Here is a 25,758-nt window from a genome sequence, read left to right as displayed (position 1 = left end):
GGCTCAGCGCTGGGTGCCGGTGCCTTCACCGCGGGTGCCATGCAGGCAGACCCAGCCTTCCTCGCTGCGCCAGACTGACATGGGCAGCCAGGGCGCGTAGGCCGCGGCGACTTCGTCGGCCTGCCGCTCCAGCACGCCCGACAGCACCAGCCGGCCGCCGGGGCGAACCCGCGCGCTCAGCATGGCCGCCATCAGCTTCAGCGGGTTGGACAGGATATTGGCGACGACGAGGTCGTAGCTGGCCTCGGAGACGGTTTCCGGCAGCGCGAAGGTGGCCTCCACGCGATTGCGCTCGGCGTTATAGCGCGAGGCTTCCACCGCGTTGGGGTCGATATCGATGCCGAGCGTGTCGCCGGCGCCCAGCTTGCGCGCCACGATGGCGAGGATGCCCGAGCCACAGCCGTAGTCGAGCACCGTTTCGCCGGCCTTGATGTTCTGTTCCAGCCACTGCATGCACAGCCGCGTGGTGGGATGGCTGCCAGTACCGAAGGCTAGGCCCGGGTCCAGCTCCAGCACCACCGCGTCGGGGTCCGGCGCGTCGTGCCAGGACGGCACCACCCAGATGCGCTCGCCGATGCGGATCGGCGCGAACTGGGATTGCGTCAGGCGCACCCAGTCCTGGTCTTCGACGGGGCGCAGCTGGTAAGCCGGCACCGGGTCGATGCCCAGCGCATTGGCGGCAGCGGCCACCACCAGCACGGGGTCGGCGCTGTCGTCAAACAGCGCCACCACGCGTGAGCGGTTCCATGCCAGGCGGGTCGGCTCCATGCCGGGCTCGCCGAACAGCGGCTGCTCGTCGGGCGTATCGGCATCGGCGTCTTCCACCGAGACCGACAGCGCGCCGAGGTCGAACAGCGCGTCAGACCAGGCTTCGGCCTGATCTTGTGCGATTTCGATCACACATTCCTGAAATGCCACAGGCGATCCTTGTCGATCAGTTATGACTGGCCGCGCCGGGGCTTCAGATCTTGCCGCCCTTGGCCACGTTCTTCTGGGCCAGGCGGTGCTCGAGATAGTGAATGCTGGTGCCGCCTTCGACGAAGTTGGCATCGAGCATCAGCTCACGGTGCAGCGGTACGTTGGTCTGGATGCCGTCCACCACCATTTCCGACAGCGCGATCCGCATGCGGGCGATGGCCTGCTCGCGGGTGGCGCCGTAGGTGATGATCTTGCCGATCATCGAATCGTAGTTGGGCGGCACGAAGTAGCCATCATACGCGTGCGAGTCGACCCGCACGCCGGGACCGCCGGGCATGTGCCACGCGGTGATGCGCCCGGGCGACGGCGTGAACTTGAACGGGTCCTCGGCGTTGATGCGGCATTCGATCGAGTGGCCGCGCAGCTGCACGTCCTTCTGGCGCCAGCGCAGCTTCTCGCCAAAGGCGATGCGGATCTGCTCCTGCACGATGTCGATGCCGGTGATCATCTCGGTGACCGGGTGCTCAACCTGCACGCGCGTGTTCATCTCGATGAAGTAGAACTCGTTATTCTCATACAGGAATTCGAAGGTGCCGGCGCCACGGTAGCCGATCTTCTTGCAGGCCTCGGCGCAGCGGTCGCCGATGCGCTCGATCAGGCGGCGCGGGATGTGCGGCGCAGGTGCTTCTTCGATGACCTTCTGGTGGCGGCGCTGCATCGAGCAGTCGCGCTCGCCCAGCCAGATGGCCTGGCGATGCTGGTCGGCCAGGATCTGGATCTCGACKTGCCGGGGGTTCTCCAGGAATTTCTCCATGTAGACCTCCGGGTTGCCGAAGGCACGGCCGGCTTCCTCGCGCGTCATGTTGACCGCATTGACCAGGGCGGCCTCGGTGTGCACCACGCGCATGCCGCGGCCACCGCCGCCGCCCGCTGCCTTGATGATGACCGGATAGCCCACGGCACGCGCCGTGGCCAGGATTTCCTTGGGGTCGTCGGGCAGGGCGCCTTCGGAACCCGGCACGCACGGCACGCCCGACTTGATCATGGCCTGTTTGGCCGAGACCTTGTCGCCCATCAGGCGGATGCTCTCGGAGGTCGGGCCGATGAAGACGAAACCGGACTTTTCCACGCGTTCGGCGAAGTCGGCGTTTTCCGACAAGAAGCCGTAGCCCGGGTGGATGGCTTGCGCATCGGTCACCTCGGCGGCCGAGATGATGGCCGGCATGTTGAGGTACGACAGCGGCGAGGGTGCCGGGCCGATACAGACGGCTTCGTCGGCCAGCTTGACGTACTTGGCTTCCTTGTCGGCTTCCGAATACACCACCACAGTCTTGATGCCGAGCTCGCGGCAGGCGCGCTGGATGCGAAGGGCGATTTCACCGCGATTCGCGATCAGAATTTTTTCAAACATAGTCACTCTCTGCGAGGAGAAAGGCGGTCCCACCGCGGCGGATCGTGGCGTCTCCGGCGAGGGCAGCCGGAGTGCGGGCGGGGGTGCTGGCACCGGGACGAGGAACGCCCGGTGGCCGTCGCCGCCGTGGCTGGCCGGAGAATTCCGGCGCAGGCTGCGGGCGGCGCGGCATGCCGGTCAGTTTCAGCCGATGATGAACAGCGGCTGGCCGTATTCCACCGCCTGGCCATTCTCGACCAGGATTTCCTTGATCACGCCAGCCTTGTCCGACTCGATCTCGTTGAGCAGCTTCATCGCTTCGATGATGCAGACCGTCTGGCCTTCCTTGACGGTATCGCCCACATTGACGAACGACGCCGCGCCCGGCGACGGTGCGCGATAGAAGGTACCGACCATCGGCGAGGTCACGACATGGCCCACCGGCAGTTGCGGCGCGGCCGGCTCGCTACCGGCGACGGGCATCGCGACCGGCGCGGCGGCCGGAGGCAGTGCCTGCATCGGCTGCATGGCCATCGGCGCGGCGATGACCTGCGGCGGCGCCTTGACGATCCGCACCTTGCCTTCGCCTTCGGTGACTTCCAGCTCGGAGATGCCGGACTCGGCCACCAGGTMGATCAGCGTCTTCAGCTTGCGCAGGTCCATCTTCTATCCTCCTGAATCGGGTTGTCCGGCGGCCACCGCTCTGGTGGCTGCGTCCGGGAAAAACTGACGCCTCCGGCGGGCTGCCTTGGTCCGCCGCGAACATGGCGGCGGGGCAGGCGCCGGGGGGCGCTGTAACGGTTTAAGAAATCAATGGGCGGATCAGGCCTTGGGCAGCGCCTGTTCCAGCTCCTGCCCGAGGGCATAGTCCAGCGCCAGCAGATACCCCTGCCAGCCAAGTCCGCAGATCACTCCGATCGCCACATCGGAGAAATAAGAGTGATGACGGAAGCTCTCGCGCCGATGCACGTTCGACAAGTGGACTTCCACAAACGGAATCGCCACCCCGGCCAGCGCATCGCGCAGCGCTACGCTGGTATGCGTATAGGCGGCCGGGTTGATGATGATGAAATCCACGCCCTCGCCGCGCGCGGCATGGATACGATCCACCAGCGCGCCCTCATGGTTGGACTGAAACGTAGCCAGGGTGATGCCGGTCTGGCGGGCTCGCTGCGCGAGGGCCAGGTCGATATCGGCTAGTTTCGTGTACCCATAAGTCTCCGGCTCCCGCGTGCCCAGCAAATTCAGGTTCGGTCCGTGCAGGACCAGCACCTTGCGGTAGCGGGGGGAGCGGCGTTCGGGAGGCGTATCGATCACGGCGGCTCGACCATTTCAACGAAATTGCGCGGAGATTACCGTAGCTTAGAGTGATTTGTCTAGCAGCGTAGACATAGGCAGCTTCGAAGCAGGCGAGTTTTCAGGCCCGATTCCGCACTTTGGGGTCGCGAAATCGTGTTTCGATCAAATTGCGCGATGATCGAACAAGGTTAGGAGAAAATCGCCCCAAATCAAGAATCTTATGGCTAGCTGCGAGGCAGCGCGGCGCGCAGCTCGTCAGGGGAAACCCTGCCCATTTTGCGGTAGCTGACCGTGCCATCGGGCGCAATGATCACTGTATAGGGCAGGCCGCCGGCCGCGTTGCCAAAGTTGCGCGAAAGCTCCGTACCGGCAAATCCGGCCACGGCCAGTGGGTAGGAGACGGGGATCTTCTTGATGAACTGCTGGATATTGTTAGCGGAATCGATGCCGATGCCGACAAATTCCACTTTTCGTCCCGTGTATTCCTTGTGCAATGCGTTCAGGTCGGGCATTTCTTCCACGCAGGGACCGCACCAGGGTGCCCAGAAGTTCACAACCACCGTTTTTCCGCGAAGTTGCGCGAAGTTGATCTGGGCGCCGTCCGGATCTGGCAGTTGCGTGCGCAGGAACGTCTCGACGGCCTCGTCGGATGCCGGCTTGGGCGAAAACACATAGTGCCCGGCCAGCGCGCCCGCGGCGGCGGCCACGACGGCAACGGCAAGCCAGGCCCAGAGGCGGCTGCGGCGGACAGGAGTGCTGGTGGAAGAGGTCATGGCAGCAAGAAAGATAGCGGCTGATGGAAGAGGTAAGAACCCGGAGGGCTCCATGGGGACGGGGTGCAGGGCCTGTGGCCGGCCTCGCCCGCGCTCCCGGTCAAAGGTGGCGCTCAGGCCGCTGCGGGCGCGTCGGGCATCTGGGGGGCTGCCACGTCGGCGGCCGCCAGCAGCGCCTGCACGGCGTCCACATCGGCACGGGCAACCCGGCCGCTGGCCGCGGCCCGGACTGCGCCGCGTTCGTCATCTGCATCATACAGCGCTATATGGATGCCGACGGGCTGGCCAAGTTCCGTGCGGATCTCTCCCGCCAGCAGGCGCGCATCGCGCACGGCCGGCCACTGTCCCTTCCAGAGGAAACTCAGGGTCTCGACCTCGCCGCGGCCGGCGAAGTGCCGGGTCTCGCTGGTGTCGAAGTCCACGCCAGCGTTGAGCAGGTGCAKGGTGAGATCCTTGGGGCTATCGCAAAAGCACTGCAGATAGACGTCGGAATGCTCGGTGGCGGTGCCATTGAGCACGGCCCCGGCCAGGTATGGGCGGAATGCGGCGAGGTCGCGCATGGCAAGCACGGCCAGCCGGCGCAGCAGCGCCAGCACGCGAGGCTGGCTCTCCGAGTGGAACAGTGCCTGATAGAGACGGACCTCCGCTTCCACGGCCTCGTTGTCGGGGAGCCACTCGCCCGCCACGCGCACGTCGCCCAGCAGCTGCCGCGCGGCCTTGCGCTTGGCCGTGGCGTAGTCGGTGCCATCTTCCGCGATCATGCGGGCGGCGGCCTGGGCGATTTCCTCGCGCAGGCGGATGGGGTCGAGGGTGGGGCGGCGGGGCATGGGGGGATGATACCGGAGGGATCGCGGCCTGCGCGCTAGGGTCGGGTTTTGCTTTTTAGAGTGGCCGGTGACGGGGAGATTCCTTGGGGCGAAGGCGCCGGCCTGGAAATCTGCCGTGCCCGGCCGCCGGCCTTTCCCGCACGGCGTCGCCGTCACCCCCTCAGGTACAATTCTCTCCATCCAGAAGCAACCCGGCCCGGCCGCCCTGGCCCGCCCAATCCTAAATCCCATGCATATTCACATCCTCGGTATCTGCGGCACATTCATGGGCGGCCTCGCCGTGCTTGCCAAGCAGGCTGGCCACCGCGTCACCGGATGCGATGCCAATGTCTATCCGCCGATGAGCACGCAGCTCGAGGCGCAGGGCATTGAGCTGATCGAGGGCTTCGATCCTGGCCAGCTGGCGCTGGAGCCGGACCTGTTCGTCATCGGCAATGTGGTGTCGCGCGGCAATCCGCTGATGGAGGCCATCCTCAACCGCAACCTGCCTTACGTCTCCGGCCCGCAGTGGCTCGGGGAGCATGTGCTGCGCGGCAAATGGACGCTGGCGGTGGCGGGCACCCATGGCAAGACCACCACCACCTCCATGCTGGCCTGGATCCTGGAAGATGCCGGCTACCAGCCGGGCTTCCTGGTGGGCGGCGTGCCGCAGAATTTTGGCGTGTCGGCGCGGGTGACCGACTCTGACTTCTTCGTGATCGAGGCTGATGAGTACGACACGGCGTTCTTCGACAAGCGCAGCAAGTTTGTCCATTACCGTCCGCGCACGGCCATCCTGAACAACCTGGAATACGACCACGCCGACATCTTCCCTGATCTTGCTGCCATCGAGACCCAGTTCCATCATTTGGTGCGCACCGTGCCGGAGCAGGGCCGGCTGATCGTCAACGGCTTTGAGGAAAGCCTGGCGCGCGTGCTGGAGCGGGGCTGCTGGAGCGAGACCGAGCAATTCGGCATCGGCGACTGGCGCGCGGGCGAGCCCGCCGAGGGTGATGCCGCCAGCGATAGCGTGACCCAGGACAGCTTCGATGTCTGGTTCGGCGACGCGCTGCAAGGCCGGCTCAACTGGGCCTTGCAAGGCACGCACAACCGGATGAATGCGCTGGCTGCGATTGCGGCTGCCCGCCATGTGGGCGTGCCAGCGCCGCAGGCGATCGATTCCTTGTCGCGCTTCGCTAATGTGAAGCGCCGCATGGAAGTGCGTGGCGTGGTCAATGGCATCACGGTCTATGACGACTTTGCCCACCATCCCACGGCGATCCAGACCACGCTGGACGGCCTGCGCAAGCGGGTTGGCGCGGCGCGCATCCTGGCGGTGCTGGAGCCGCGCTCCAACACCATGAAGCTGGGCGTGATGAAGGCGCAGCTCCCGGCCAGCCTCGAGGCGGCTGACCTGGTGTTCGGGTATGGCGCGGCCAGCGGCAAGGATGCGCTGGGCTGGGACCTGGCCGAATCGCTGGCGCCGCTGGGCGAGCGCGCGGCGGCGTTCAGCGACCTTCCCGAGCTGGTCCRCGCGGTGCGAGCCGCCGCGCGCCCGGGCGACCATGTGCTGGTCATGAGCAACGGCGGCTTCGRCGGCGTCCACCAGAAGCTGCTGGACGCGTTTGCCGCAGGTGTTTCCGCCTGAGCGGGGCCTGGCATGCTGCTATACCTGCACGGTTTCCGCTCATCTCCACAGTCCTTCAAGGCGCGCCTGGTCCAGGAGCGCATGCGTGAATGGGGCGTGGGACGCTATTACGCCTGTCCGGTGCTGAATGTGTCGCCGGTCCAGGCTATCGCCCAGGCCGAAGCGGCCATCGCGGCCTCGCAGGCCGGTGGCGCACAGCCGCTTACCATCATCGGCTCCTCGCTGGGCGGCTTCTATGCGCGCTGGCTGGCCGAGCGCCACGGCTGCCGCGCAGTGCTTCTTAACCCGGCGGTGCATCCCTGGACCGACCTGGAGCGCCACCTGGGYGACCAGCCGCTCTGGCACGGCGGTGGCTCGGTGCGGGTGGAACGCCACCACCTGGATGAACTTGTGGCGTTGCGGGTCGAGCCCATCACCCGGCCGGAGCGCTATTTCCTGCTGGCCGCGACCGGTGACGAGGTGCTGGACTACCGCGAGATGCTGGCGGCCTTCCCCGGCGCGCACACGCGCGTCATCGAGGGCAGCGACCACGGCATCAGCGAATTTGCCGGCTACGTCGACGAAGTCCTCGCTTTCTGCGGCTATGGACCCGATGGCCAGATCGGCCAGGGCGACGCCATCGACCCCATCGGCCCGGAGCCACGGGCATGAACGCGGCATGAACGGGGCGCATCTGCGCCGCAGTGGTTGGCACGCCCGTCTACCCGAAGATCCCGCCATCAGCGCTAACCTGCGCCGCTGGGTGACCGGTGATGGCTCGCTCACTGCCCGGCTGGTGGCGGCGTCGGACGCTTTTCGGGTGCGCCGCCTGGCGCAGCGCATGGAACTCGCCCTTGCCGATGAATGGCAGGCGCTGGGGCTGCCTGCCCGTCGCCGCGCGCTGGCGCGCGAGGTGCTGCTGATCTGTGATGGGGTGCCGGCCATCTTTGCCCATACCGTGGTGAAGCCTGACCATGCCCGGCGCGACTGGCCGTTCCTGCGCGGCCTGGGCGAGCGCCCGCTGGGCAGCGCGCTGTTCGTCGATCCCCGCGTGCGGCGCGAGCCGTTTGCCTTTGCGCGCCTGCTTGCGCATCACCCGCTGCGGCGCCGGCTGGAACTAGCCGTGCCGGCCATGCGGGAACTCGCTGCGTCATCGGCGTTGCCCGCGCGGCGCTCGGCCTTCCGGCGTGGCGACGGCGTCATGCTGGTGACCGAGGTATTCCTGCCCGACCTGCTGGCGCGGCCCGCGCCGGAACTGAGCGGTTCCAGCCAGAAGCCGCCAGGTAGCCATCCAGGACAAGAACTTTCCCCAGATCGATAATCGCGACGAAGAAGAAGAGACGACCATCATGAAATTGCAGGGACGTGTTGCCATCATCACTGGCGCTGCCGCCGGGATCGGTTTTGCCACCGCGCAGCGCTTTGCCGCGGAAGGTGCGCTCTTGGTGCTTTGCGACGTGCAGGAGGAGCGCGTGCGCGCCGCCGCCGGGACGCTCGCCGCTTCAGGCGCCACCGTGAGCGCCCACAAGGTCGACGTGACGCGCCGCGACGAGGTCGACGCCATGGTGGCGGCCACGCTGGCCAGGCACGGCCGCATCGACATCCTTGTCAATAACGCTGGCATCACCAAGGATGCACGCCTGACCAAGATGACCGAAGCCCAGTTCGACGCGGTGATCGACGTCAATCTCAAGGGCGTCTTCAACTGCGCCCAGGCCGTGGCCGACATCATGGCAGAGCAGGGCAAGGGTGTGATTCTCAATGCCTCCAGCGTGGTTGGCCTGTACGGCAACTTCGGCCAGACCAACTATGCGGCGAGCAAGTTCGGTGTGATCGGCTTCACCAAGACGTGGGCGCGCGAGCTGGGCCCCAAGGGCGTGCGCGTCAACGCGGTGTGCCCGGGTTTCGTCGCCACCGAGATCCTGCAGACCGTGCCGGAGAAGGTGCTGGACGGTATGAAATCGTCTTGCTGGCTGCGCCGTCTGGCGGAGCCGGCCGAAATCGCCAGCATCTACACCTTCCTCGCCAGCGACGATGCCAGCTACGTCAATGGCGTGGCGATCGAGGCCAGCGGCGGCATGTCGCTGTAACAGCCCGCCCTGCGCCGGGCTTGCAGCCGGCGCGGTGCGGTATCATCTCAGGTCCGGTTGCCGTCTTGCCTGAAGGCGGCCTTGCACCATTTCTCTCACCGGGCCGTTCCCGCAGGCGTGACAAAGCGCCAGGGTGCTTGGTTTGCCAAGTGCGGTTCCCGGCATTTCTGAAAGTACCGATCCATGCAGTTGCTGTTCGAAGAAGGCGGCGAGATTCGCGCCGGCACCGTGCTGACCCAGCAGGGCGAGTCGTACCAGGTGGAGCTGCCCGCGGGCAAGCGCACCAAGGTCAAGTCGCGCGACGTATTGCTGCAGTTCGCGCAGCCGTCGGCGATCGAGCTGTTGCGCCAGACCGCCGACTTGGTCGGCGAGGTTGACCTGGAATTCCTGTGGGAATGCGCATCGGAGGACGAGTTCGGCTTTGTCGACCTGGCTGCCGAGTACTACGGCGCGGGTGCGAGCGTGGTGCAGCAAGCCGCGCTGGCGCAGACGCTGCACGGCAATCCGGTCTATTTCCGCCGCAAGGGCCGMGGGCGCTACCAGCGCGCGCCGGAAGACCAGTTGAAGGCTGCGCTTGCCGCGCTCGAGCGCAAGAAGCAGCAAGCCCTGGTGCAGGCCGAGTACGAGAACCAGCTCAAGGCCCTGACCCTGCCCGATGCGTTCCGCGGCAAGGCACTGCAACTGCTGTTCAAGCCCGACAAGAACAGCCTCGAATACAAGGCGATGGACGCCGCTTGCACCGCGCTGGGCATGTCGCCGATGCGGCTGATGGTGGCGGTGGGCGGCATTGCCAGCCCGCGCGCGCTGCATGAGGCCAAGTTCCTCTCCGAGTGCTTCCCCAAGGGCACCGGCTTTCCCGACGTGGCCGTGCCGGAACCCGCCGGCGACCTGCCGCGTGCAGATGTAGAGGCGTTCTCCATCGATGACGTCACCACCACCGAGATCGACGATGCGCTGTCGGTCACGCCGCTGGATGGCGGCAAGATCCGCGTGGGCATCCATATCGCGGCGCCCGGCCTGGGCATCCGCCGTGGCGAGCCGCTCGATGCCGTGGCGCGCCATCGCCTGTCGACGGTCTATTTCCCCGGCGACAAGATCACCATGCTGCCGGATTCGGTGGTGGAGCGCTACACGCTGCAGGAAGGGCGCGAGTGCCCGGCCCTGTCGCTGTACGTGGTCTACGACCCGGCCCTGCAGATGATCGTCAGCAGCGAAACCCGCGCCGAGCTGGTCAAGATCGCGGCCAACCTGCGCCACAACCTGCTTGAGGATGTGGTGACCGAGGCCGCGCTGGCCGCCGGCACCGGCGACTACCCGTTCCGCGACGCGCTGACCCAGCTGTTCCATTTCTCCGGCTGGCTGCACGACGAACGCCAGAAGGCGCGTCTTGCCAGCGGGTTGCGCCCCGAGTCGCACAACCGCGCCGACTACAGCTTCTACATCGACCTGCTGGAAGACGGCGGCGAACGCGTGCGCATCGAGCAGCGCCGCCGCGGCTCCCCGCTCGACAAGATCGTCGCCGAGCTGATGATCCTGGCCAACAGCACCTGGGGCAAGCTGCTTGCCGACAACGGTGTGCCGGGCATCTACCGCACGCAGAAGGCCTGGGGCATGAACCGCACCCGCATGCAGACCTACCCGGCGCCCCACGAGGGGCTGGGCGTGGCGCAATATGCGTGGAGCACCTCGCCGCTGCGCCGCTACGTCGACCTGGTCAACCAATGGCAGATCCTGGCAGTCGCCCAGCATGGCATCACGGCCAAGCTGGTGGCGCCGTTCAAGCCCAAGGATTCGGACCTGCTGGCCGCGGTGGCGGATTTCGAAGGCACCTACGCCGCTTATGCCGACCACCAGTCGACCATGGAGCGCTACTGGTGCCTGCGCTGGCTGCAGCAGGAAAAGCGCGAGCGCCTGATGGGCTCGGTGCTCAAGGAAGGCGCGGTGCGCTTTGCCGAGATCCCGCTGGTCACGCGCGTGCCGGAGCTGATGCAGGCTTCGCGCGGCACCCAGGTGCTGCTGGAGATCGGCGCGATAGACGAGATCTCGCTGGAAGTGTCATGCCGGGTCCTGGAAGTGTTTGCCGGCGAAGGCGAGCTGCCGCAGGAAGAGATGGAGCGGGACGACGAAGCCGGCGAAGTGTCGGCGCAAGCCGCCGCTGAAGCCGCGGCCGAGGAGGCCGCCGAAGCCGCTGCCGAGGGCGCGGCCGAAGGGGCAACCGAAGCGGCAGCTGAAGGTGAGGTTGACGTTGCCACTGGGGAAACCGGCGACGACGAAGCCGCGAGTGCTGCAGCTGCCACAAGCGAAGGCGCTGCGTCGGACACACGCGACACCGGCACCGGCGGCGCGGTCTGAGTTCCTCGGAAAAAACGAGGCGCTCCCTTACAATCGCAGTCTGACCCCGGGGTCCCACGGACCCCGGCCCCAGTCTCGCCCGATCGACGCTTCCCAGCCAACGTCCCGCCCATCGTGAAAGCCGCTTTTTCTCCCCGCCAGTGGTGGAACGCCAGCAGCACGATGGCCAAGGCTCTGGTCGTCTCGTTGCTGGCGCATGCGTTGCTGCTGACCGTGCGCGTGGTGGCGCCGGAGGCGTTCGAGATCAAGCGCACCGATGCCGCGCTCGATGTGGTGCTGGTCAATTCCAAATCGGCACAGCGTCCGCAGAACCCCACCGTGCTGGCCCAGGCCAACCTCGACGGCGGTGGCGAGCACGACCAGCAGCGCGCCACCACGCCGCTGCCGGCCCAGACCGTCACCAAGGACGGCGACCTGGTGCGCCAGATGCAGCGCCGCGTGGAGCAGATGGAGCAGGAGCAGCAGCGCCTGATGACGCAGTCGCGCGAAGCCGCGCCGTCCGTGCACAGCCAGCCGCTCAAGCCCGGCCAGCAGCGCCTGGAAAACCCGCTGCGCGGCCAGGACGAACGCACCTCGCTCGACGAGATGGCCAAGCTCGAAGCCGAGATTGGCCGCAACCTCGAGCAATACGCCAAGCGGCCCAAGCGCTACCAGCTCACCGCCACCAGCGCGCAGGAAGTGGAATACGCGCAGTACTACGACCGCCTGCGCCAGAAGATCGAAGCGCGCGGCACCATCGATTTCCCCCAGCGCAATGGCAAGCCGATCTACGGGCAACTGATCCTGGTGATCAACGTCAACCGGCAAGGCCGGCTTGGCTATAACCGCGATGGCTACAACATCGACGCCATCGACGTGGTCAAGAGCTCGGGCGATCCCGTGCTGGACCGCCAGGCGGTTGCCATCGTGCGGGCGGCGGCGCCGTTCGGCGGGTTCACGGCGCAGATGCAGGCGCGCCAGGATATTCTCGAAGTGATCTCTACATTCAAGTTCTCGCGCAGTGGGCTGGAAACTCGCCTGCAGTCCCGATGACGCCATCACCTGACACTATGCAATCCCAGACTCCCGCCGACCGTTACGTCGTGATCGGCAACCCCATCGCGCACAGCCGCTCGCCCGCCATCCATGCCGCGTTCGCGCAGCAGACCGGCGAGGCCATCGAGTACGAGCGCCTGCTGGCGCCGCTCGATGGGTTCGTTGCCACCGTGCGCGCCTTCTTCGACGGCGGCGGCCACGGCCTGAACGTGACGGTGCCGTTCAAGCTCGAAGCCTACGACCTCGCCGAGCGCCTGACGCCGCGCGCGGAGAGCGCGGGCGCGGTCAACACCATGTGGATCGAGGACGGCGTGATCCACGGCGACAACACCGACGGCGTCGGCCTCACGCGCGACATCGAGGTCAATCTCGATACCTTGCTCGAAGGCAAGCGCATCCTGCTGCTGGGCGCGGGCGGCGCCGCCATGGGCGCCATGCTGCCGCTGATCGCCTGCCGGCCGGATCGCATCGTGGTGGCCAACCGCACGCCCCAGCGCGCCAGCGATATCCTGGAAAACGTGGCACAGCAAGCGGACGAGTACGGCGTGGAGCTGTGGGGCGGTGGTTTTGACGCGCTGGCGGGTTTGACCGATGAAGACGCCTGCGACGTGGTCATCAACGCCACCAGCAGCAGCCTGCAGGGCGAGTTGCCGCCGGTGCCGGCGGAACTGCTGGGCAAGGACGTGCTCGCCTACGACATGATGTACGGCGCGGAGCCCACCATATTTCTGAAGTTCGCTGCCCAATGTGGCGCGCGCACCAGCGACGGGCTGGGCATGCTGGTCGAGCAGGCCGCCGAGGCCTTCTACAACTGGCGGGGCGTGCGGCCCGCCACAGCGCCCGTGCTGGCAACGCTGCGCGCGGCGCTGCAGGCCGAAGCCGCGCGCTGAAGCGCCGGCCGGCTGGCTCGAACATGGCTGAGCGCAAGCGCACCGCCCGTCCCGGGGCGGCTCAAGACGGCAGGGGCGGTGGCCTCAGCCCGCTGCGCTGGCTCGCCTACCTGCTTGGCACGCTGATCGCCGGCGTGCTGGCCATGCAGGTGTATTTCTTCCTGCAGATCGCTGCCTGGCAAACCGTGAACCCGTCATCCACGACGTTCATGCGGGCCGAGCAGTGGCGTCTGTGCGGCTTCAAGTTCTGGAGCTGCCAGGTGGACCGCCGCTGGGTCGGCTATGACGATGTCTCCCGCAACCTCAAGCGCGCGGTGATCGCCAGCGAGGACGCCGACTTCGTCAACCATCCCGGCTACGAACTCGATGCCATGCTCGATGCCTGGGAGCGCAACAAGAAGCGCGGGCATATCGTGCGTGGCGGCTCCACCATCACGCAGCAACTGGCCAAGAACCTCTTCCTTTCGTCCGAGCAGCACTACCTGCGCAAGGGCCAGGAGCTGGCCATTACCTGGATGCTCGAGTTCTGGCTCGACAAGCAGCGCATCTACGAGATCTATTTGAATTCGGTGGAGTKGGGCGAGGGCGTGTTCGGCGTGGAGGCCGCCGCCCAGCATTACTTCAGGACCAGCGCCGCCAAGCTGAGCGTGGGCCAGGCAGCGCGCCTGGCCGCGGCGCTGCCGGCGCCGAAGTGCTTCGACAAGAAGGCGTACTGCGCCAATGTGCGCGTGAACTTCAAGGTCAAGGCCAACATCATCGCGCGCCGCATGGGCGCGGCCACGCTGCCCGACTGAGTCCGGGCCAGCGCATTCAGGTGCCGATCAGGCGCCGTTCAGCTTAGCCAGCCCTTGCGCTTGAAGTACACCAGCGGGATCGCCGCCGACACGGCCATCAGCCCGATGGCCCAAGGATAACCCGCGGCCCAGTCCAGCTCCGGCATGAACTTGAAGTTCATGCCGTAGATGCTGGCGATCAGCGTGGGTGGCATCAGCGCGACCGAGACCACCGAGAACAGCTTGATGATCTTGTTCTGGTTGATGTTGATGAAACCGACCGTGGCGTCCATCAGGAAGTTGATCTTGTCGAACAGGAACGCGGTGTGGTTCTCGATGGAGTCGATGTCGCGCAGGATCTGGCGGGCTTCGTCCTGCTGCTCGGCCGACAGCAGCTGGCTGCGCATCAGGAAGGAGACCGCGCGGCGCGTGTCCATCACGTTGCGGCGGATGCGGCCGTTCAAGTCTTCTTCGCGGGCGATGGTTTCCAGCACGTCGGCCGCCGCGGCATCGGTCACGTTCTCCGCCAGCACGCGCTTGCTGGCTTCCTCCAGCCGCTCGTAGACTTCCTCGATGGAGTCCGCCGAATATTCCGCGTCGGTGGCGTACAAGTCCATCAGCACGTCCTTGGCGTTGCGCACCGAGCCCGGGCGCATGCGCGCGCGCAGCCGCACCAGCCGGAACACCGGCAGGTCTTCGTCGTGAATGGAGAACAGCACGTCGCGCGTGAGCACGAACGCCACGCGCACGTTGCGCGAGATGTCTTCCTCGTCGAGCAGGAAGTCGGTGCGGATATGGATGTTCTCGTCCTCGCCCTCGAAGTAGCGGGCCGAGGCTTCCAGGTCGCCCAGGTCTTCCAGCTCCGGCAAGGCTACGCCGTAGGCTTCCTTGATCCAGGCGAGTTCCTCGTCATCGGGGCTGATGACATCGATCCAGATCGGCTTGTGCTGCAGAAGTTCATTGCGMTCGTCGACCTGCTCCTGKGCRAGCCGGCCTTTCTGCAGGACGAACAGGTTGATCATCCCAGGGCTTCCTTGTTGCGTTTGGCGAAGAAACGCGCAGGCTTGGCTCGCMGGCCATGGGGCGAGCCCATGCTTCGCGCGAAAACGGCGAAGCACAGGGCCGCTGGCAAGCGTGATCGCGCTGTGCGCTTGAAGGGCGCGCAAGGCGATGGCGTTTGCCGTTCATGGCTGGCAAGCCGGGGGAGGGATTAGTCCGGAACGAAGCGGCGCGCGGCGGCGGCCGTCAGGGACACGGAAGAACACTCACCCGCAGTATGTGCTGCGGGCGAGTCCGACGAGGCGGTGGAGCGGGATAAAGCCGGCTCCGGCGGTCGTCGTTACGCAGCCCGCAGTGACATGGCATTCGGTGCGATCGCAAACTGGCTGCGGCAACACGAACACCCGATGCTACTGCCCACGTAGTTTCTCCGGGATTATGATGGCCGCGAGTGTAGCCCAACGAGGGGGGGATTGTTAAGTGAAATGTGGGTGAATGGGAGGCGCCGGCGCGCAGTGCGTTGTTATGCCGCCCGCGCGCCTTGGCGCCAGCGCCACAATAGCGGTTCGAGCAGCAGGAAGGGCAGCAGGAAGGGCGGCGTGGCCACCAGCATCCGGAAGGTCGGCACGCCGATCGGCATCTCGATCTGGCTGCATTTCATCAATTGCGTGCGCAGGCCCCGGCCGGCCTGTGTGTGCGACGCCGCTCTTTGTATCGAGGAAGAACGGCAGAACAGAGCACACAGCGGGTAAAATCGCAGGAACGACTGTTGCCGCGGGGGAGCGCCGACCCGGCTTGACAAGCCCGGCGCGCAGCCGACGCGGCCGACCCAGATTAGCGAGCATCCCATGACCTTCACCGAGCAGCTGGCTGCAGCCTGGCAGCGCAACGATTCCCTCCTCTGCGTCGGGCTAGACCCCGACCCGGGCAAGCTGCCCCTGTCCATGACGGGCACGGGCGGCGCGATCTTCTCCTTTTGCCGCGAGATCGTCGACGCCACCGCCGACCTGGTCTGCGCCTTCAAGCCGCAGATCGCCTATTTCGCGGCGCAGCGCGCCGAAGACCAGCTCGAGCAGTTGATCGCCTATATCCATGACGCCCACCCCGGGATTCCCGTGATCCTGGACGCCAAGCGCGGCGACATCGGTTCGACCGCGCAGCAATACGCCATCGAAGCCTTCGAGCGTTACCGGGCGGACGCGGTCACGGTCAATCCCTATATGGGCCTGGATTCGCTGGAGCCGTACCTGGCCTATCCGGATCGCGGTGTGATCGTGCTTTGCCGCACCTCCAACCCGGGCGGCTCCGACGTGCAGTTCCTGCCGGTGAATGGCAAGCCGGTGTACCAGGTGGTGGCCGAGGCGGCCGCCACGCGCTGGAATACCAATGGACAGATGGCGCTGGTGGTGGGGGCGACCTTCCCCGCGGAGATTGCCAAGGTGCGCGAGATCGTGGGCGACATGCCGCTGCTGATTCCTGGCATCGGCGCCCAGGGCGGCGACATCGAGGCCACCGTGCGGGCCGGGCGCACCGTCGCTGGCACCGGCATGATGATCAATTCGTCGCGCGCCATTCTTTATGCCAGCCGCGAGAAGGATTTCGCTGCCGCGGCGCGCAACGTCGCGCTGCAAACGCGCGAAACCATCAATCGCTTCCGCCAGGGCTGAACCGCCGCATTGCCGGCGGCTTGCCGGCCGCCGCGCGTGCCTGAGTCCTCAGGCCTCGTTGCGGACCAGCTCGATCAGGCCGCGAATCGCGTATTCCGCAGCCTGGCGGCGGATTTGCTGCCGGTCGCCGCGAAAGCGCTGCGTTTCCACCGTGGTGGTAATGCGGTTGCTCCAGCCGAAGCACACCATGCCCACGGGCTTATCCGGCGTGCCGCCGGTCGGCCCGGCCACGCCGGTGATCGACAACGCCACCTGGGCGCGGCTGTTGAGCAGGGCCCCTTCGGCCATGGCGCGCGCCACTTCCTCGCTGACCGCGCCATGATCGCGAATCAGCTTGGCGGGCACGCCCAGCATGGTCGACTTGGCCTCGTTCGAGTACGTGACGAAGCCCCGCTCGAACCACCCTGACGAACCCGATACATCGGTAACGGCCGCGGCCACCAGGCCGCCCGTGCAGGATTCCGCGGTGGCGAGCAACAGCGACTTCTCGTTCAGGGAGATTCCGACCTGGACGGCGAGTTGGTCGAGCAAGCGGCTGACGGACATGATGGCGGATTCAGTAGATAGGTTGGGGGGAGTGGCCAATCACAGCGAACGCCACAGGGCGAACACCAGCAGCGTGTAGAAGGCGGCCATGATGTCGTCGAACATCACGCCGAAGCCGCCGCGCAGGCCGTGCCCCTTGAGCGTACGGTCGAGATGCCCGATGGGCGCCGGCTTGACGATATCGAACAGGCGGAACCACAGGAACGCCGCGAGCTGGCCCCAGAACCCGGTCGGCATGACAAAGGCCATGACCAGCCAGAATGCCACGATCTCGTCCCAGACCATGCTGCCGTGGTCAAACACGCCCATGTCGCGTGCCGTGCGCGCGCACGCCCAGAGCCCCAGCACAAAGCCGCCGACGATCAGCCACAGCCAGGTTTCCGGCTGCACCCACATCGAGATCACCAGGTAGGACAGCCATGCGTACAGCGTGCCGACCGTGCCGGGCCCGACCGGCGATAGCCCCGAGCCGAAGCCCAGCGCGATCAGGTGAGCAGGGTGCGAGAGCATGAAACGCGCCGTGGGGCGCGTGACCTTGGMGGCCTGGCCGGCTTCCAGGGTCAGGGCGGGATCGTGCGCGGTAGGCCCGGGTGGGTAGGCGGACATCAGGGGTTGGCTCGTCTGGTTCGGATGGGATGATTCCGGACGGCGTGTCCGGGCAGGGTCTGGTGCCCCGCATGGCTGCATGATGACATGGCGGACGCCGGCTTGTCAGGGGGACGCGAAGTGGTCGAAGCTGGTGCCGTTGTAAGCGCTCGGATTGCCGTCGCGGTCAACCAGGCGCAGGCCAGCCTCGGGCGTGATGGCGCCGACGCGCGTCAGCGCTAGCCCGAGCCGCGCGCCGATGGCGGCAATGTGGTCGCGCTCCCCCACGGGTGCGGTAAAGCACAGTTCGTAGTCGTCGCCGCCGGCCAGGGTGCATTCCAGCTGGCGCGCCTCCGGCTGGCTGGCCAGCACCGTCGAGCGGGGCAGGGCGTCGACATCGAGCAGGGCACCGACCTGGGAGCGCTCCAGGATATGGCCGAGGTCGCCGACCAGGCCATCGGAAATATCGAGTGCCGCATGCGCCACACCGCGAAGTGCCATGCCCAGCGCGATGCGCGGCGTTGGCGTGTCCATGCGCGGGCGCACCTGGCTGAAGTCCGGCTCGGGCAGCAGCCATTCGCCCCGGAAGTCGCCAAGCGCCAGGCGGGCATCGCCAAGCGTGCCGGAGACCCAGATATCGTCGCCAGGGCGTGCGGCATCGCGTCGCAGCGCCTTATGCACAGGTACGTCGCCGAACACCGTCAGGCTCAGCGTCAGCGGGCCGCGCGTGGTATCGCCGCCGATCAGCTCACAGCCGTGGGCGTCTGCCAGTTCCAGCATGCCGGCGGCCAGTTCGGACAGCCATGCGGCTTGCGCATCGGGCAGCGCCAGCGCTAGTGTGAAGGCGCGGGGCTCGGCACCCATGGCCGCCAGGTCGGACAGGTTGACCGCCAGCGCCTTGTGCCCAAGTGAGCGCGGCGCCACGTCCGGAAAGAAGTGCCGTCCGCTGACCAGCATGTCGGTGCTGATGGCAAGGTGGTGGCCGGGGCGCCCTTCGATCAGTGCGCAATCGTCGCCCACGCCCAGTACCGCCTTTTGTGCGGGCCGGGTAAAGAAGCGGCGGATCAGGTCGAACTCGGAGAGCTGGGCGCTGGAGGAATCGGGCATGGAGGGGGTCGGGGCGGCGGAGATTCTGCGAAGGGCCAGGGAAACCTCGCCGGGACGCGGCCGCTGCGGGTTTCGCCCTGCTGTTCAGCGCTGGCGGCATGCGGCATATTGTACCGAAACGCAAAGGTGCCTCGCGCAAAACGCTTATTGTGAAATAATATTTCACAATATAAAATGCCAGGTTCCAAAGGAAGAGACTGCGGGTACGTGGAGCCGACCCGCCATTTCGTGTCCCATACGTGATTAACGGCTCCACCGACCGGAAGATGCGCCGATGACCAGTCCCCAGCAGCCCACGCCCCAAGACGACCTGAAGCAGCAGCAGCGTGAGGCGCTGCGCAAAGCTGCCCTGGAATATCACGAGTTTCCGACCCCGGGCAAGATCTCCGTTACGCCGACCAAGCCGCTGTCCAACCAGCGTGACCTGGCCCTGGCGTACTCGCCGGGCGTGGCCTACGCGTGCGAGKAAATCGTCGCCGATCCGCTCAATGCATTCCGCTACACCGCGCGCGGCAACCTGGTCGGCGTGATCACCAACGGCACCGCGGTGCTGGGCCTGGGCGATATCGGCCCGGCGGCTTCCAAGCCGGTGATGGAAGGCAAGGCGGGCCTGTTCAAGAAGTTCGCCGGCATCGATGTGTTCGACATCGAGCTCGACGAGAAGGACCCCGAGAAGTTGGTGCAGATCATCGCCGCGCTCGAGCCCACCTTCGGCGGCATCAACCTGGAAGACATCAAGGCGCCCGAGTGCTTCTACGTCGAGCGCAAGCTGCGCGAGCGCATGAAGATTCCCGTCTTCCACGATGACCAGCATGGCACCGCCATCGTGGTCGGCGCGGCCGTGGTCAATGGCCTGACCGTGGTCGGCAAAGATATCAGCAAGGTCAAGCTGGTGGCCTCCGGCGCGGGTGCCGCGGCGCTGGCCTGCCTGGACCTGCTGCTCGACCTCGGCATGAAGCTCGAGAACATCTGGGTGACCGACCTGGCTGGCGTGGTCTATGAAGGCCGCGCCGAGCTGATGGATCCGGAAAAAGCCCGCTTCGCGCAAAAGACCGACAAGCGCAAGCTGGCTGAAGTGATCGATGGCGCCGATATTTTCCTGGGTCTGTCCGCCGCCGGCGTGCTCAAGCAGGACATGGTCCAGCGCATGGCCGACAAGCCGCTGGTGCTGGCCCTGGCCAACCCCAACCCGGAAATCCTGCCGGAGCTGGTCAAGGAAGTGCGTCCGGACGCGGTGATCGCCACCGGCCGTACCGACTACCCGAACCAGGTCAACAACGTCCTGTGCTTCCCCTTCATCTTCCGCGGCGCGCTGGACTGCGGCGCGACCACCATCACGCGTGAGATGGAAGTCGCCGCGGCGCATGCCATCGCAGAGCTCGCGCGCCAGGAGCAGAGCGACATCGTCGCCACCGCCTATGGCATCCAGGACCTGTCCTTTGGCCCTGAGTACCTGATTCCGAAGCCGTTCGATCCGCGCCTGATCGTCAAGATCGCGCCGGCGGTGGCCGAGGCCGCCATGAAGTCCGGCGTGGCCGCGCGCCCCATCAAGGACATGGACGCCTACCGCCTGCAACTGCAGCAGTTCGTGTACCACTCCGGCACCCTGATGAAGCCGATCTACGCGGCTGCCCGCCAGGTCGACATGGAGAAGAAGCGCATCGTCTTCGCCGAGGGCGAGGAAGAGCGTGTGCTGCGCGCGGTGCAGGTGATCGTCGACGAAAAGCTGGCCAACCCGATCCTGGTCGGCCGCCCTGCCGTCATCGCCCACCGCATCGAGCGCTTCGGCCTGCGCCTGCGCGGCGGCATCGACTTTACCGTGGTCAACCCGGAGCACGACGCACGTTTCCGCGACTACTCCGAGGCGTACTTCAAGATGATGGCTCGCCAGGGCGTCACGCAACAGTACGCCAAGCTGGAAATGCGCCGCCGCACCACCTTGATCGGCGCCATGCTGGTCAAGCAGGGCGAGGCCGACGGCATGGTCTGCGGCACGGTCAGCACCACCGCCGCGCACCTGCGCTACATCGACCAGGTGCTGGGTGGCACCAACGAGGTGTACGCCGCGATGAACGGGCTGGTCCTGCCGGGCCGCCAGATCTTCCTGGTCGACACCCACGTCAACATCGACCCGACTGCTGGCCAGCTGGCCGAGATCACCCTGATGGCCGCCGAAGAGCTCAAGCGCTTCGGCATCATCCCCAAGGTGGCGCTGATGTCGCATTCGAACTTCGGCACATCCGAAGCGCCGTCGGCGCAGAAGATGCGCGAAACCCTGGCGATCCTGCGCGAGCGCGCCCCGGATCTCGAGGTGGATGGCGAGATGCATGGCGATTGCGCGCTGGACCCGAAGCTGCGCGATACATTGGTGCCGGACGGCACCCTCAAGGGCGAGGCCAACCTGCTGGTGTGCCCGAACATCGACGCCGCCAACATCGCCTACAACCTGCTCAAGGTCGCGGCGGGCAACAATGTGGCGATCGGGCCGATCCTGCTCGGCGTCAAGGCGCCTGTCCACATCCTGACGCCTTCGGCTACGGTGCGGCGTATCGTCAATATGACGTCGCTGGTGGTGGTGGACGCGGCAGCCAAGCGCTAAACCGCTGTTAGTCTTGAAAAGCCGGGCTTGCCCGGCTTTTTTATTGTCTTTTTACTGCCGCCGGCACCCCGTCAGTGTGCACACACATTTGCTTAACATATTGAAACAATTGAGGTTTTCCACTCTGCCCGGGGGCGGGGATTGATTATTTATTAGCATGGGCGTAACCTTATGCCTTTGAAGTACGCACTCGTTACACGCGCGACGAAGCTGTCGATTTACGCGMAGGCAGTCCGGGGCGCAGGCAAAATGGGCAGTTTAGGTGGCGCGGCAACCGCGCAGCGGCGCCGGGATCGTTTGGTTGGTGTCCTCAAATCAAGACAAGCAACGTGGGTTCCCAGATTCCTTTGACGCAGCGCGCATCACAATGGATTTCAGTCGCCGGTCTGGCGCGAGTGGCAAGCCGGGTGCTGGCAGGCGTGGCGTTGTCGTGTGCGCTGGCGCAGCCGGTGCTGGCACGCCAGGCGGCCGATGACGGCACGGGAACCATCGCAGTACAACAGTTGCCCAACGAGGCACAGTCCACGTTGGAGCGGATCGAAGCGGGTGGCCCGTTTCCCTACGCCAAGGATGGCTCGAGGTTCGGCAACTACGAGCGCGCCTTGCCGCAAAGGTCGCGCAATTACTACCGCGAATACACGGTGAAGACAAACAGCCGAAATCGAGGAGCACGACGGATCGTATGTGGCGGTGATCAACGCGCCACCAACGACTGTTACTACACGGACGACCACTACAACAGTTTCAAACGGATAGCCAAATGATGACTGACATTTTCGGACTGGGCGACGCCCTTGCCGCCCGCGAAGAGCGCGGCGCCGGAGATGGCTGGCAGCGGGCCCAGACCCAGGCCCAGAATCTTTACGACAACGTGTTGACGATGCCCCGCAACGAGCTCTCGCAACAAACGCCGCTCGCACCCGTTCCCGCACCCGGCACTGACGGCAGCCAAGAGGGAGCCATGACCCTGTTCAAGACGGTGCGTCCAAACATCGTCCAGTCGATCCGCGCGTTCCGCGTGCCCGAACTCGCGCAGGCCGCGGTGGAGCTGGGCCAGCATTTCCTGTATGCGAACTGCGCACACTGCCAGAGCAAGGCGGAAGTGCTGGAAACCATCGCCACCAACTTCCTCTTTCCCAAGCATTTCGGCAAGAATTTCGATGCGCTGGCCGATTGCCTGACCGACCTGATTTACAAGGCGGGCCCGCAGCCCGGCTTCGTGATCGTGCTCGAAGGCCTGCCGATTGCCCAGAAGTTCGACAAGGAAGGGCGCGAGGTCTTGCTCGATGTGTTCCGCGACGCGGCCGAGTTCTGGGCCGAGCGCAAGGTGCAGTTCCGCGTGTTCTACTCTTTCGCGTGAGCGCCAGCCGCCTGTAGCGAAGACAGCAAGCAAAAAAGGCCCGCTAGCAGCGGGCCTTTTGCTTTGCCGGCAGGGCGCGGGGTTACGCCGCCGGCGGTACCTGGCCTTGCGGCGTCAGCTTGTCGATCAGCTCCGGCAGTCCTTCGCTGAGATGGGCCGCGACATCGTCCTGGGACAGGCCCGTCTTTTCGGCCAGGCTCTCCAGCGCGCCGGTACCACCCAGTGCGCTGGCCAGCGCCGACGGCGAGACCGCCTGGTTGGCGCCGGTGCCGATCCACGAATTGACCTGTTCGCCCAGGCCGGCCTGGGCCAGGACCTGCTGCAAGGCACCTATGCCGCCGGCCGCCGCGCCCAGCTCGGGCGCGCCACCGGCCTGGCCGCCCAGCAGGCCGCCGAGCAATCCGCCCAGATCGAGGCCGCCTGGTGCGCCACCGGCCGCGCCGCCACCCATCAGCCCGCCGAGCAGTCCGCCAAGGCCGCCGAGGCCCCCCGCACCTGCCGAGGCCGGATCCTGCGCGGCGCCGCCGCTGCTGTCCCCGCCCTTATGGCGCATGGCCAGCATGGCCAGCAGCCCCAGCGCCATCATCATCTTCGGGTTCAGGCCGCCAGCTCCCGCTTCGCCGCTGCCGCGCTGCCCGAGCACTCCGCCCAGCACGCTATCGAGTAGTCCCATGATCGACTCCTTCCGGTGAGTGTGGCGCCGGGCCGGGATGGCCCGGGTGCCGTCAAAATCCGCCCAGTACCGCGTTGAGCGTGGCCAGGCAAGCAAGCCCGGCTGTTTCTGTGCGCAAGATGCGCGGCCCGAGTGACACGCTGGTGAAACCGGCGCGCAGCGCCGCCGCTTCCTCGTCCGGCGCCAGCCCGCCTTCGGGCCCGATCAGCAGTGTCACGCCGTGGTCCAGCAATGCATTGCGCTGCTCGGTGGCAAACGCTACCAGCGACTGCGAGGCCCGCGGCGATACCAGCAGCCGTGCCCCTCCTTGGACCGCTGCAGGCTTCGCCTGCAGGCCCAGCCAGGATTCCACATTAGCGACCGGTGCGACCTCCGGCAAGCGATTGCGCCCACATTGCTCGCATGCGGCCTCGACCAGCGCCTGCCAGTGCGCCTGGCGTTTCTGCGCCCGCTCCCCCGAGAGCCGGACCACTGAGCGGGCCGCCTGCAGCGGCTGGATGGCGGCAACGCCAAGCTCGACGGATTTCTCGATCAGCCAGTCCATCTTGTCGCCGCCCGCCAGCCCCTGCGCCAGGGTGACGCGGAACGGCGGCTCGGCCTCGAACGGATCGTGGCTGCCGATCCGCGCCAGCGCATGGCGCTTGCCGATTTCGACCAGGGTAGCCGCATGGCTGCCGCCGCGCCCGTCGAACAGGGTGATGTCGTCGCCCGGGTTGAGCCGCAGCACCTGGACATGGCGTACCACGGCTTCGGGCAGCGGCATGTCGGTCTCGGCAGCCAGCGCGGCATCGATGAAAAAGCGAGGTGGCATCAGGCGGATCCGTCCTCGTTCTTGCCGGCGGCTTTGTCCACCGGCTTGCCGAAGCCCCAGCGGTAGCCATCGGGGTCCTCGACCATGCAGTAGCGGTCGCCCCAGAACTGGTCGGCGGGCGCCATCAGGCTGACCGCGCCGGCGGCGACGGCACGCGCGTGCATGGCGTCGACATCGTCGCAGTAGACGTAGAACGTCTGCGGGCATTCGACGCCGAGCGAGCGGGGCGAGCGCGCGGTGCTGCCCCAGGCGCCTTCGGGCGCGAACATCACGATGAGCTCGCCCTGGTAGTGCATCTCGGCGTGGGTCGGTACACCGTTCTCGTCGACCACGTTCCCCGCGCTGAAACCGAAGGCGCGGTGGTAGAAGTCGAGCGCGCTGCGCCCGTTGCCGACCGTCAGGTAGGGGGTGAGCCAGGGGGTGTTGGCCGGTCTTGTCATGATCGTCTCCTGGTTACGGGAAGCCGCGCGGGGCTTGCCTGGGCGGCAAGACTCGCGGTGCGAGTGAGCATCTTACGCGGGAGCGCAGGCGCTGTCGAAAAGCGCCTGCAGGTGCAGAGGCAGGGCGAACAAGGCTGGATGGAGCGCGGCGTGGTAGCAGCGCAGCTTGCGATCGAGCTTCCACGCGCGCAGCCGCTCGTCGAGTTGCGCGGCATCGGCGCCGCGCACATCGAGGGTGTCGCTGACCAGCGCGACGGCCCATTGCGCGCCGTAGACGGGGATAAAGGTGGTGATGGGATGGACTTGCGCAAAGCACTGCCGCAAGCGCGCGGCGAGCACGCGGACCGAACCGGGCCGGTGTTCCGGCGGGCCAAGGTGCAGGGACAGCGCGCCGCCGGGCGCCAGGCAGCGCCGCGCGGTCTGCAGGCCGTGGGCGGAGAACAGCGCCGCCGCCGGGCTGCCGTCGTCGGCCTCGGTTAAATCAAACACGATCAGGTCGAACTGCCGCCCCGCGCGGCCAAAGGCTTCCATCAGGCCCAGTGCGTCACCGATGGCGAGGTGCACGCGTGGATCGTCGAAGGCGCCCTGGTGGATGCCGTCCAGCCAGGCCCGCGCCAGTGTCACGACATCGGGGTCGAGTTCGGCCACCACCACCTCGCGCATGAAGGGCAGGCGCAGCAATTCATGCGCCGAGCCGCCGTCGCCGCCACCCACCACCAGCGCGGAGCGCGCCGCGCCATGGGCCACCGCCATGGGGTGCACCATCAGTTCATGCTGGATGAAGGCGTCCCCTTCCGCGCTCATGATGCGGCCATCGAGGCGGAAGATCCGGCCAAAGCGGGGATGCTCGCCAATCTCGATTTGCTGGTACGGCGAGCGCATCGCCGCGAGCAGCCGAATCTGGCCCAAGGTGGTGCCAACGCCAGGGGAAAGCCATTCGGTCCATTGCAGATGGCCGCCAGGCGGGGCCGCCGGGTGGCCTAACTCCCCCCTTTGATCTGGTAAAATTGCGCTTTTC

At 66.4% G+C, this 25,758-nt stretch carries 27 protein-coding genes; 12 read left to right on the top strand and 15 right to left on the bottom strand.

All coding sequences use genetic code 11. The annotated features are described in order from the left end of the window. Positions 1-3 precede the first annotated feature (3 nt). From prmA to AC1DS3_RS02135, 6 genes are all read right to left on the bottom strand, one after another. Complete coding sequence (prmA, locus tag AC1DS3_RS02160; RefSeq protein WP_441633843.1) at positions 4-918, bottom strand: 50S ribosomal protein L11 methyltransferase; 915 nt, start codon at positions 916-918, stop codon at positions 4-6. 43 nt (positions 919-961) lie between these two features. Further along, entirely contained in the window at positions 962-2,329 is a 1,368-nt protein-coding gene (accC, locus tag AC1DS3_RS02155) for an acetyl-CoA carboxylase biotin carboxylase subunit (protein ID WP_477126608.1), read from the bottom strand. Between the two features lie 183 nt (positions 2,330-2,512). Continuing rightward, complete coding sequence (accB, locus tag AC1DS3_RS02150) at positions 2,513-2,971, bottom strand: acetyl-CoA carboxylase biotin carboxyl carrier protein (RefSeq protein WP_477126607.1); 459 nt, start codon at positions 2,969-2,971, stop codon at positions 2,513-2,515. A 159-nt stretch (positions 2,972-3,130) separates the two neighbouring features. After that, the gene (gene aroQ / locus AC1DS3_RS02145; protein WP_441633838.1) at positions 3,131-3,625 is read right to left on the bottom strand and encodes a type II 3-dehydroquinate dehydratase; all 495 of its coding nucleotides are present in this window, start codon (positions 3,623-3,625) and stop codon (positions 3,131-3,133) included. Between the two features lie 206 nt (positions 3,626-3,831). Further along, positions 3,832-4,380 (bottom strand): TlpA family protein disulfide reductase, encoded by a 549-nt coding sequence (locus AC1DS3_RS02140; RefSeq protein ID WP_441634026.1) that lies wholly within the window; start codon positions 4,378-4,380, stop codon positions 3,832-3,834. 113 nt (positions 4,381-4,493) lie between these two features. Continuing rightward, positions 4,494-5,207: a UDP-N-acetylmuramate--alanine ligase gene (locus AC1DS3_RS02135; RefSeq protein WP_477126606.1), complete on the bottom strand. Its 714-nt coding sequence runs from the start codon at positions 5,205-5,207 to the stop codon at positions 4,494-4,496. Positions 5,208-5,436: 229 nt separating this feature from the next. Here AC1DS3_RS02135 and mpl point away from each other — a divergent pair, with 229 nt between their 5' ends. The 8 genes from mpl (at position 5,437) to mtgA (ending at position 13,974) form a co-directional block, all read left to right on the top strand. After that, on the top strand, positions 5,437-6,834 hold the full coding sequence (gene mpl / locus AC1DS3_RS02130; protein WP_477126605.1) for a UDP-N-acetylmuramate:L-alanyl-gamma-D-glutamyl-meso-diaminopimelate ligase: 1,398 nt from the start codon (positions 5,437-5,439) through the stop codon (positions 6,832-6,834). A 12-nt stretch (positions 6,835-6,846) separates the two neighbouring features. Continuing rightward, on the top strand, positions 6,847-7,485 hold the full coding sequence (locus AC1DS3_RS02125) for a YqiA/YcfP family alpha/beta fold hydrolase (protein ID WP_441633832.1): 639 nt from the start codon (positions 6,847-6,849) through the stop codon (positions 7,483-7,485). Between the two features lie 7 nt (positions 7,486-7,492). After that, on the top strand, positions 7,493-8,134 hold the full coding sequence (locus AC1DS3_RS02120) for a chorismate--pyruvate lyase family protein (RefSeq protein ID WP_441633830.1): 642 nt from the start codon (positions 7,493-7,495) through the stop codon (positions 8,132-8,134). A 28-nt stretch (positions 8,135-8,162) separates the two neighbouring features. Then, complete coding sequence (gene fabG / locus AC1DS3_RS02115; RefSeq protein ID WP_441633828.1) at positions 8,163-8,903, top strand: 3-oxoacyl-ACP reductase FabG; 741 nt, start codon at positions 8,163-8,165, stop codon at positions 8,901-8,903. Between the two features lie 183 nt (positions 8,904-9,086). Further along, positions 9,087-11,255, top strand: a complete 2,169-nt coding sequence (locus AC1DS3_RS02110) for a ribonuclease catalytic domain-containing protein (protein ID WP_441633826.1) — start codon at positions 9,087-9,089, stop codon at positions 11,253-11,255. A gap of 162 nt (positions 11,256-11,417) precedes the next feature. Continuing rightward, positions 11,418-12,287: an energy transducer TonB gene (locus AC1DS3_RS02105; protein ID WP_441633824.1), complete on the top strand. Its 870-nt coding sequence runs from the start codon at positions 11,418-11,420 to the stop codon at positions 12,285-12,287. Positions 12,288-12,304: 17 nt separating this feature from the next. Beyond that, positions 12,305-13,180, top strand: a complete 876-nt coding sequence (aroE, locus tag AC1DS3_RS02100) for a shikimate dehydrogenase (RefSeq protein ID WP_441633822.1) — start codon at positions 12,305-12,307, stop codon at positions 13,178-13,180. Between the two features lie 92 nt (positions 13,181-13,272). Further along, entirely contained in the window at positions 13,273-13,974 is a 702-nt protein-coding gene (mtgA, locus tag AC1DS3_RS02095) for a monofunctional biosynthetic peptidoglycan transglycosylase (RefSeq protein WP_477126612.1), read from the top strand. 38 nt (positions 13,975-14,012) lie between these two features. Here the strand turns inward: mtgA and corA are convergent, their stop codons facing one another. Then, positions 14,013-14,975 carry a magnesium/cobalt transporter CorA gene (gene corA / locus AC1DS3_RS02090; protein WP_477126604.1) on the bottom strand — a complete coding sequence of 321 codons (963 nt, stop codon included), beginning with the start codon at positions 14,973-14,975 and terminating at the stop codon, positions 14,013-14,015. A 500-nt stretch (positions 14,976-15,475) separates the two neighbouring features. Continuing rightward, positions 15,476-15,613, bottom strand: coding sequence for a hypothetical protein (locus AC1DS3_RS02085; protein ID WP_441633820.1), 138 nt, complete (start codon positions 15,611-15,613; stop codon positions 15,476-15,478). A gap of 187 nt (positions 15,614-15,800) precedes the next feature. Here AC1DS3_RS02085 and pyrF point away from each other — a divergent pair, with 187 nt between their 5' ends. Further along, complete coding sequence (pyrF, locus tag AC1DS3_RS02080) at positions 15,801-16,619, top strand: orotidine-5'-phosphate decarboxylase (RefSeq protein WP_441633818.1); 819 nt, start codon at positions 15,801-15,803, stop codon at positions 16,617-16,619. A 48-nt stretch (positions 16,620-16,667) separates the two neighbouring features. Here the strand turns inward: pyrF and AC1DS3_RS02075 are convergent, their stop codons facing one another. From AC1DS3_RS02075 to thiL, 3 genes are all read right to left on the bottom strand, one after another. Further along, the gene (locus tag AC1DS3_RS02075; protein WP_441633816.1) at positions 16,668-17,165 is read right to left on the bottom strand and encodes a CinA family protein; all 498 of its coding nucleotides are present in this window, start codon (positions 17,163-17,165) and stop codon (positions 16,668-16,670) included. Positions 17,166-17,204: 39 nt separating this feature from the next. Continuing rightward, entirely contained in the window at positions 17,205-17,771 is a 567-nt protein-coding gene (locus AC1DS3_RS02070; protein ID WP_477126603.1) for a phosphatidylglycerophosphatase A family protein, read from the bottom strand. 105 nt (positions 17,772-17,876) lie between these two features. Next, complete coding sequence (thiL, locus tag AC1DS3_RS02065; protein ID WP_441633812.1) at positions 17,877-18,857, bottom strand: thiamine-phosphate kinase; 981 nt, start codon at positions 18,855-18,857, stop codon at positions 17,877-17,879. Between the two features lie 274 nt (positions 18,858-19,131). Here thiL and AC1DS3_RS02060 point away from each other — a divergent pair, with 274 nt between their 5' ends. The 3 genes from AC1DS3_RS02060 to AC1DS3_RS02050 all read left to right on the top strand — a co-directional run bounded on the left by AC1DS3_RS02060 (position 19,132) and on the right by AC1DS3_RS02050 (position 22,816). Next, complete coding sequence (locus AC1DS3_RS02060) at positions 19,132-21,456, top strand: NADP-dependent malic enzyme (RefSeq protein ID WP_477126602.1); 2,325 nt, start codon at positions 19,132-19,134, stop codon at positions 21,454-21,456. Between the two features lie 407 nt (positions 21,457-21,863). Beyond that, positions 21,864-22,220, top strand: coding sequence for a guanyl-specific ribonuclease (locus AC1DS3_RS02055; RefSeq protein WP_318230911.1), 357 nt, complete (start codon positions 21,864-21,866; stop codon positions 22,218-22,220). After that, positions 22,217-22,816, top strand: a complete 600-nt coding sequence (locus tag AC1DS3_RS02050) for a barstar family protein (protein WP_441633808.1) — start codon at positions 22,217-22,219, stop codon at positions 22,814-22,816. Before AC1DS3_RS02055 ends, AC1DS3_RS02050 begins: the two co-directional genes overlap by 4 nt. 82 nt (positions 22,817-22,898) lie before the next feature. Here the strand turns inward: AC1DS3_RS02050 and AC1DS3_RS02045 are convergent, their stop codons facing one another. The 4 genes from AC1DS3_RS02045 to AC1DS3_RS02030 all read right to left on the bottom strand — a co-directional run bounded on the left by AC1DS3_RS02045 (position 22,899) and on the right by AC1DS3_RS02030 (position 25,649). Then, the gene (locus AC1DS3_RS02045; RefSeq protein WP_441633806.1) at positions 22,899-23,489 is read right to left on the bottom strand and encodes a YidB family protein; all 591 of its coding nucleotides are present in this window, start codon (positions 23,487-23,489) and stop codon (positions 22,899-22,901) included. 52 nt (positions 23,490-23,541) lie between these two features. Next, entirely contained in the window at positions 23,542-24,300 is a 759-nt protein-coding gene (locus AC1DS3_RS02040) for a 16S rRNA (uracil(1498)-N(3))-methyltransferase (protein WP_441633804.1), read from the bottom strand. Further along, the gene (locus AC1DS3_RS02035) at positions 24,300-24,740 is read right to left on the bottom strand and encodes a VOC family protein (protein WP_441633802.1); all 441 of its coding nucleotides are present in this window, start codon (positions 24,738-24,740) and stop codon (positions 24,300-24,302) included. The genes AC1DS3_RS02040 and AC1DS3_RS02035 overlap by 1 nt, the downstream gene beginning before the upstream one ends. A gap of 72 nt (positions 24,741-24,812) precedes the next feature. Beyond that, on the bottom strand, positions 24,813-25,649 hold the full coding sequence (locus AC1DS3_RS02030) for a spermine/spermidine synthase domain-containing protein (RefSeq protein ID WP_441633800.1): 837 nt from the start codon (positions 25,647-25,649) through the stop codon (positions 24,813-24,815). Positions 25,650-25,758: the final 109 nt, after the last annotated feature.

It is taken from the genome of Cupriavidus sp. 01L46, from assembly GCF_056399905.1.
The sequence above is the reverse complement of the archived record's forward strand: the minus strand, read 5'-3'. Positions and strand labels throughout refer to the sequence as shown.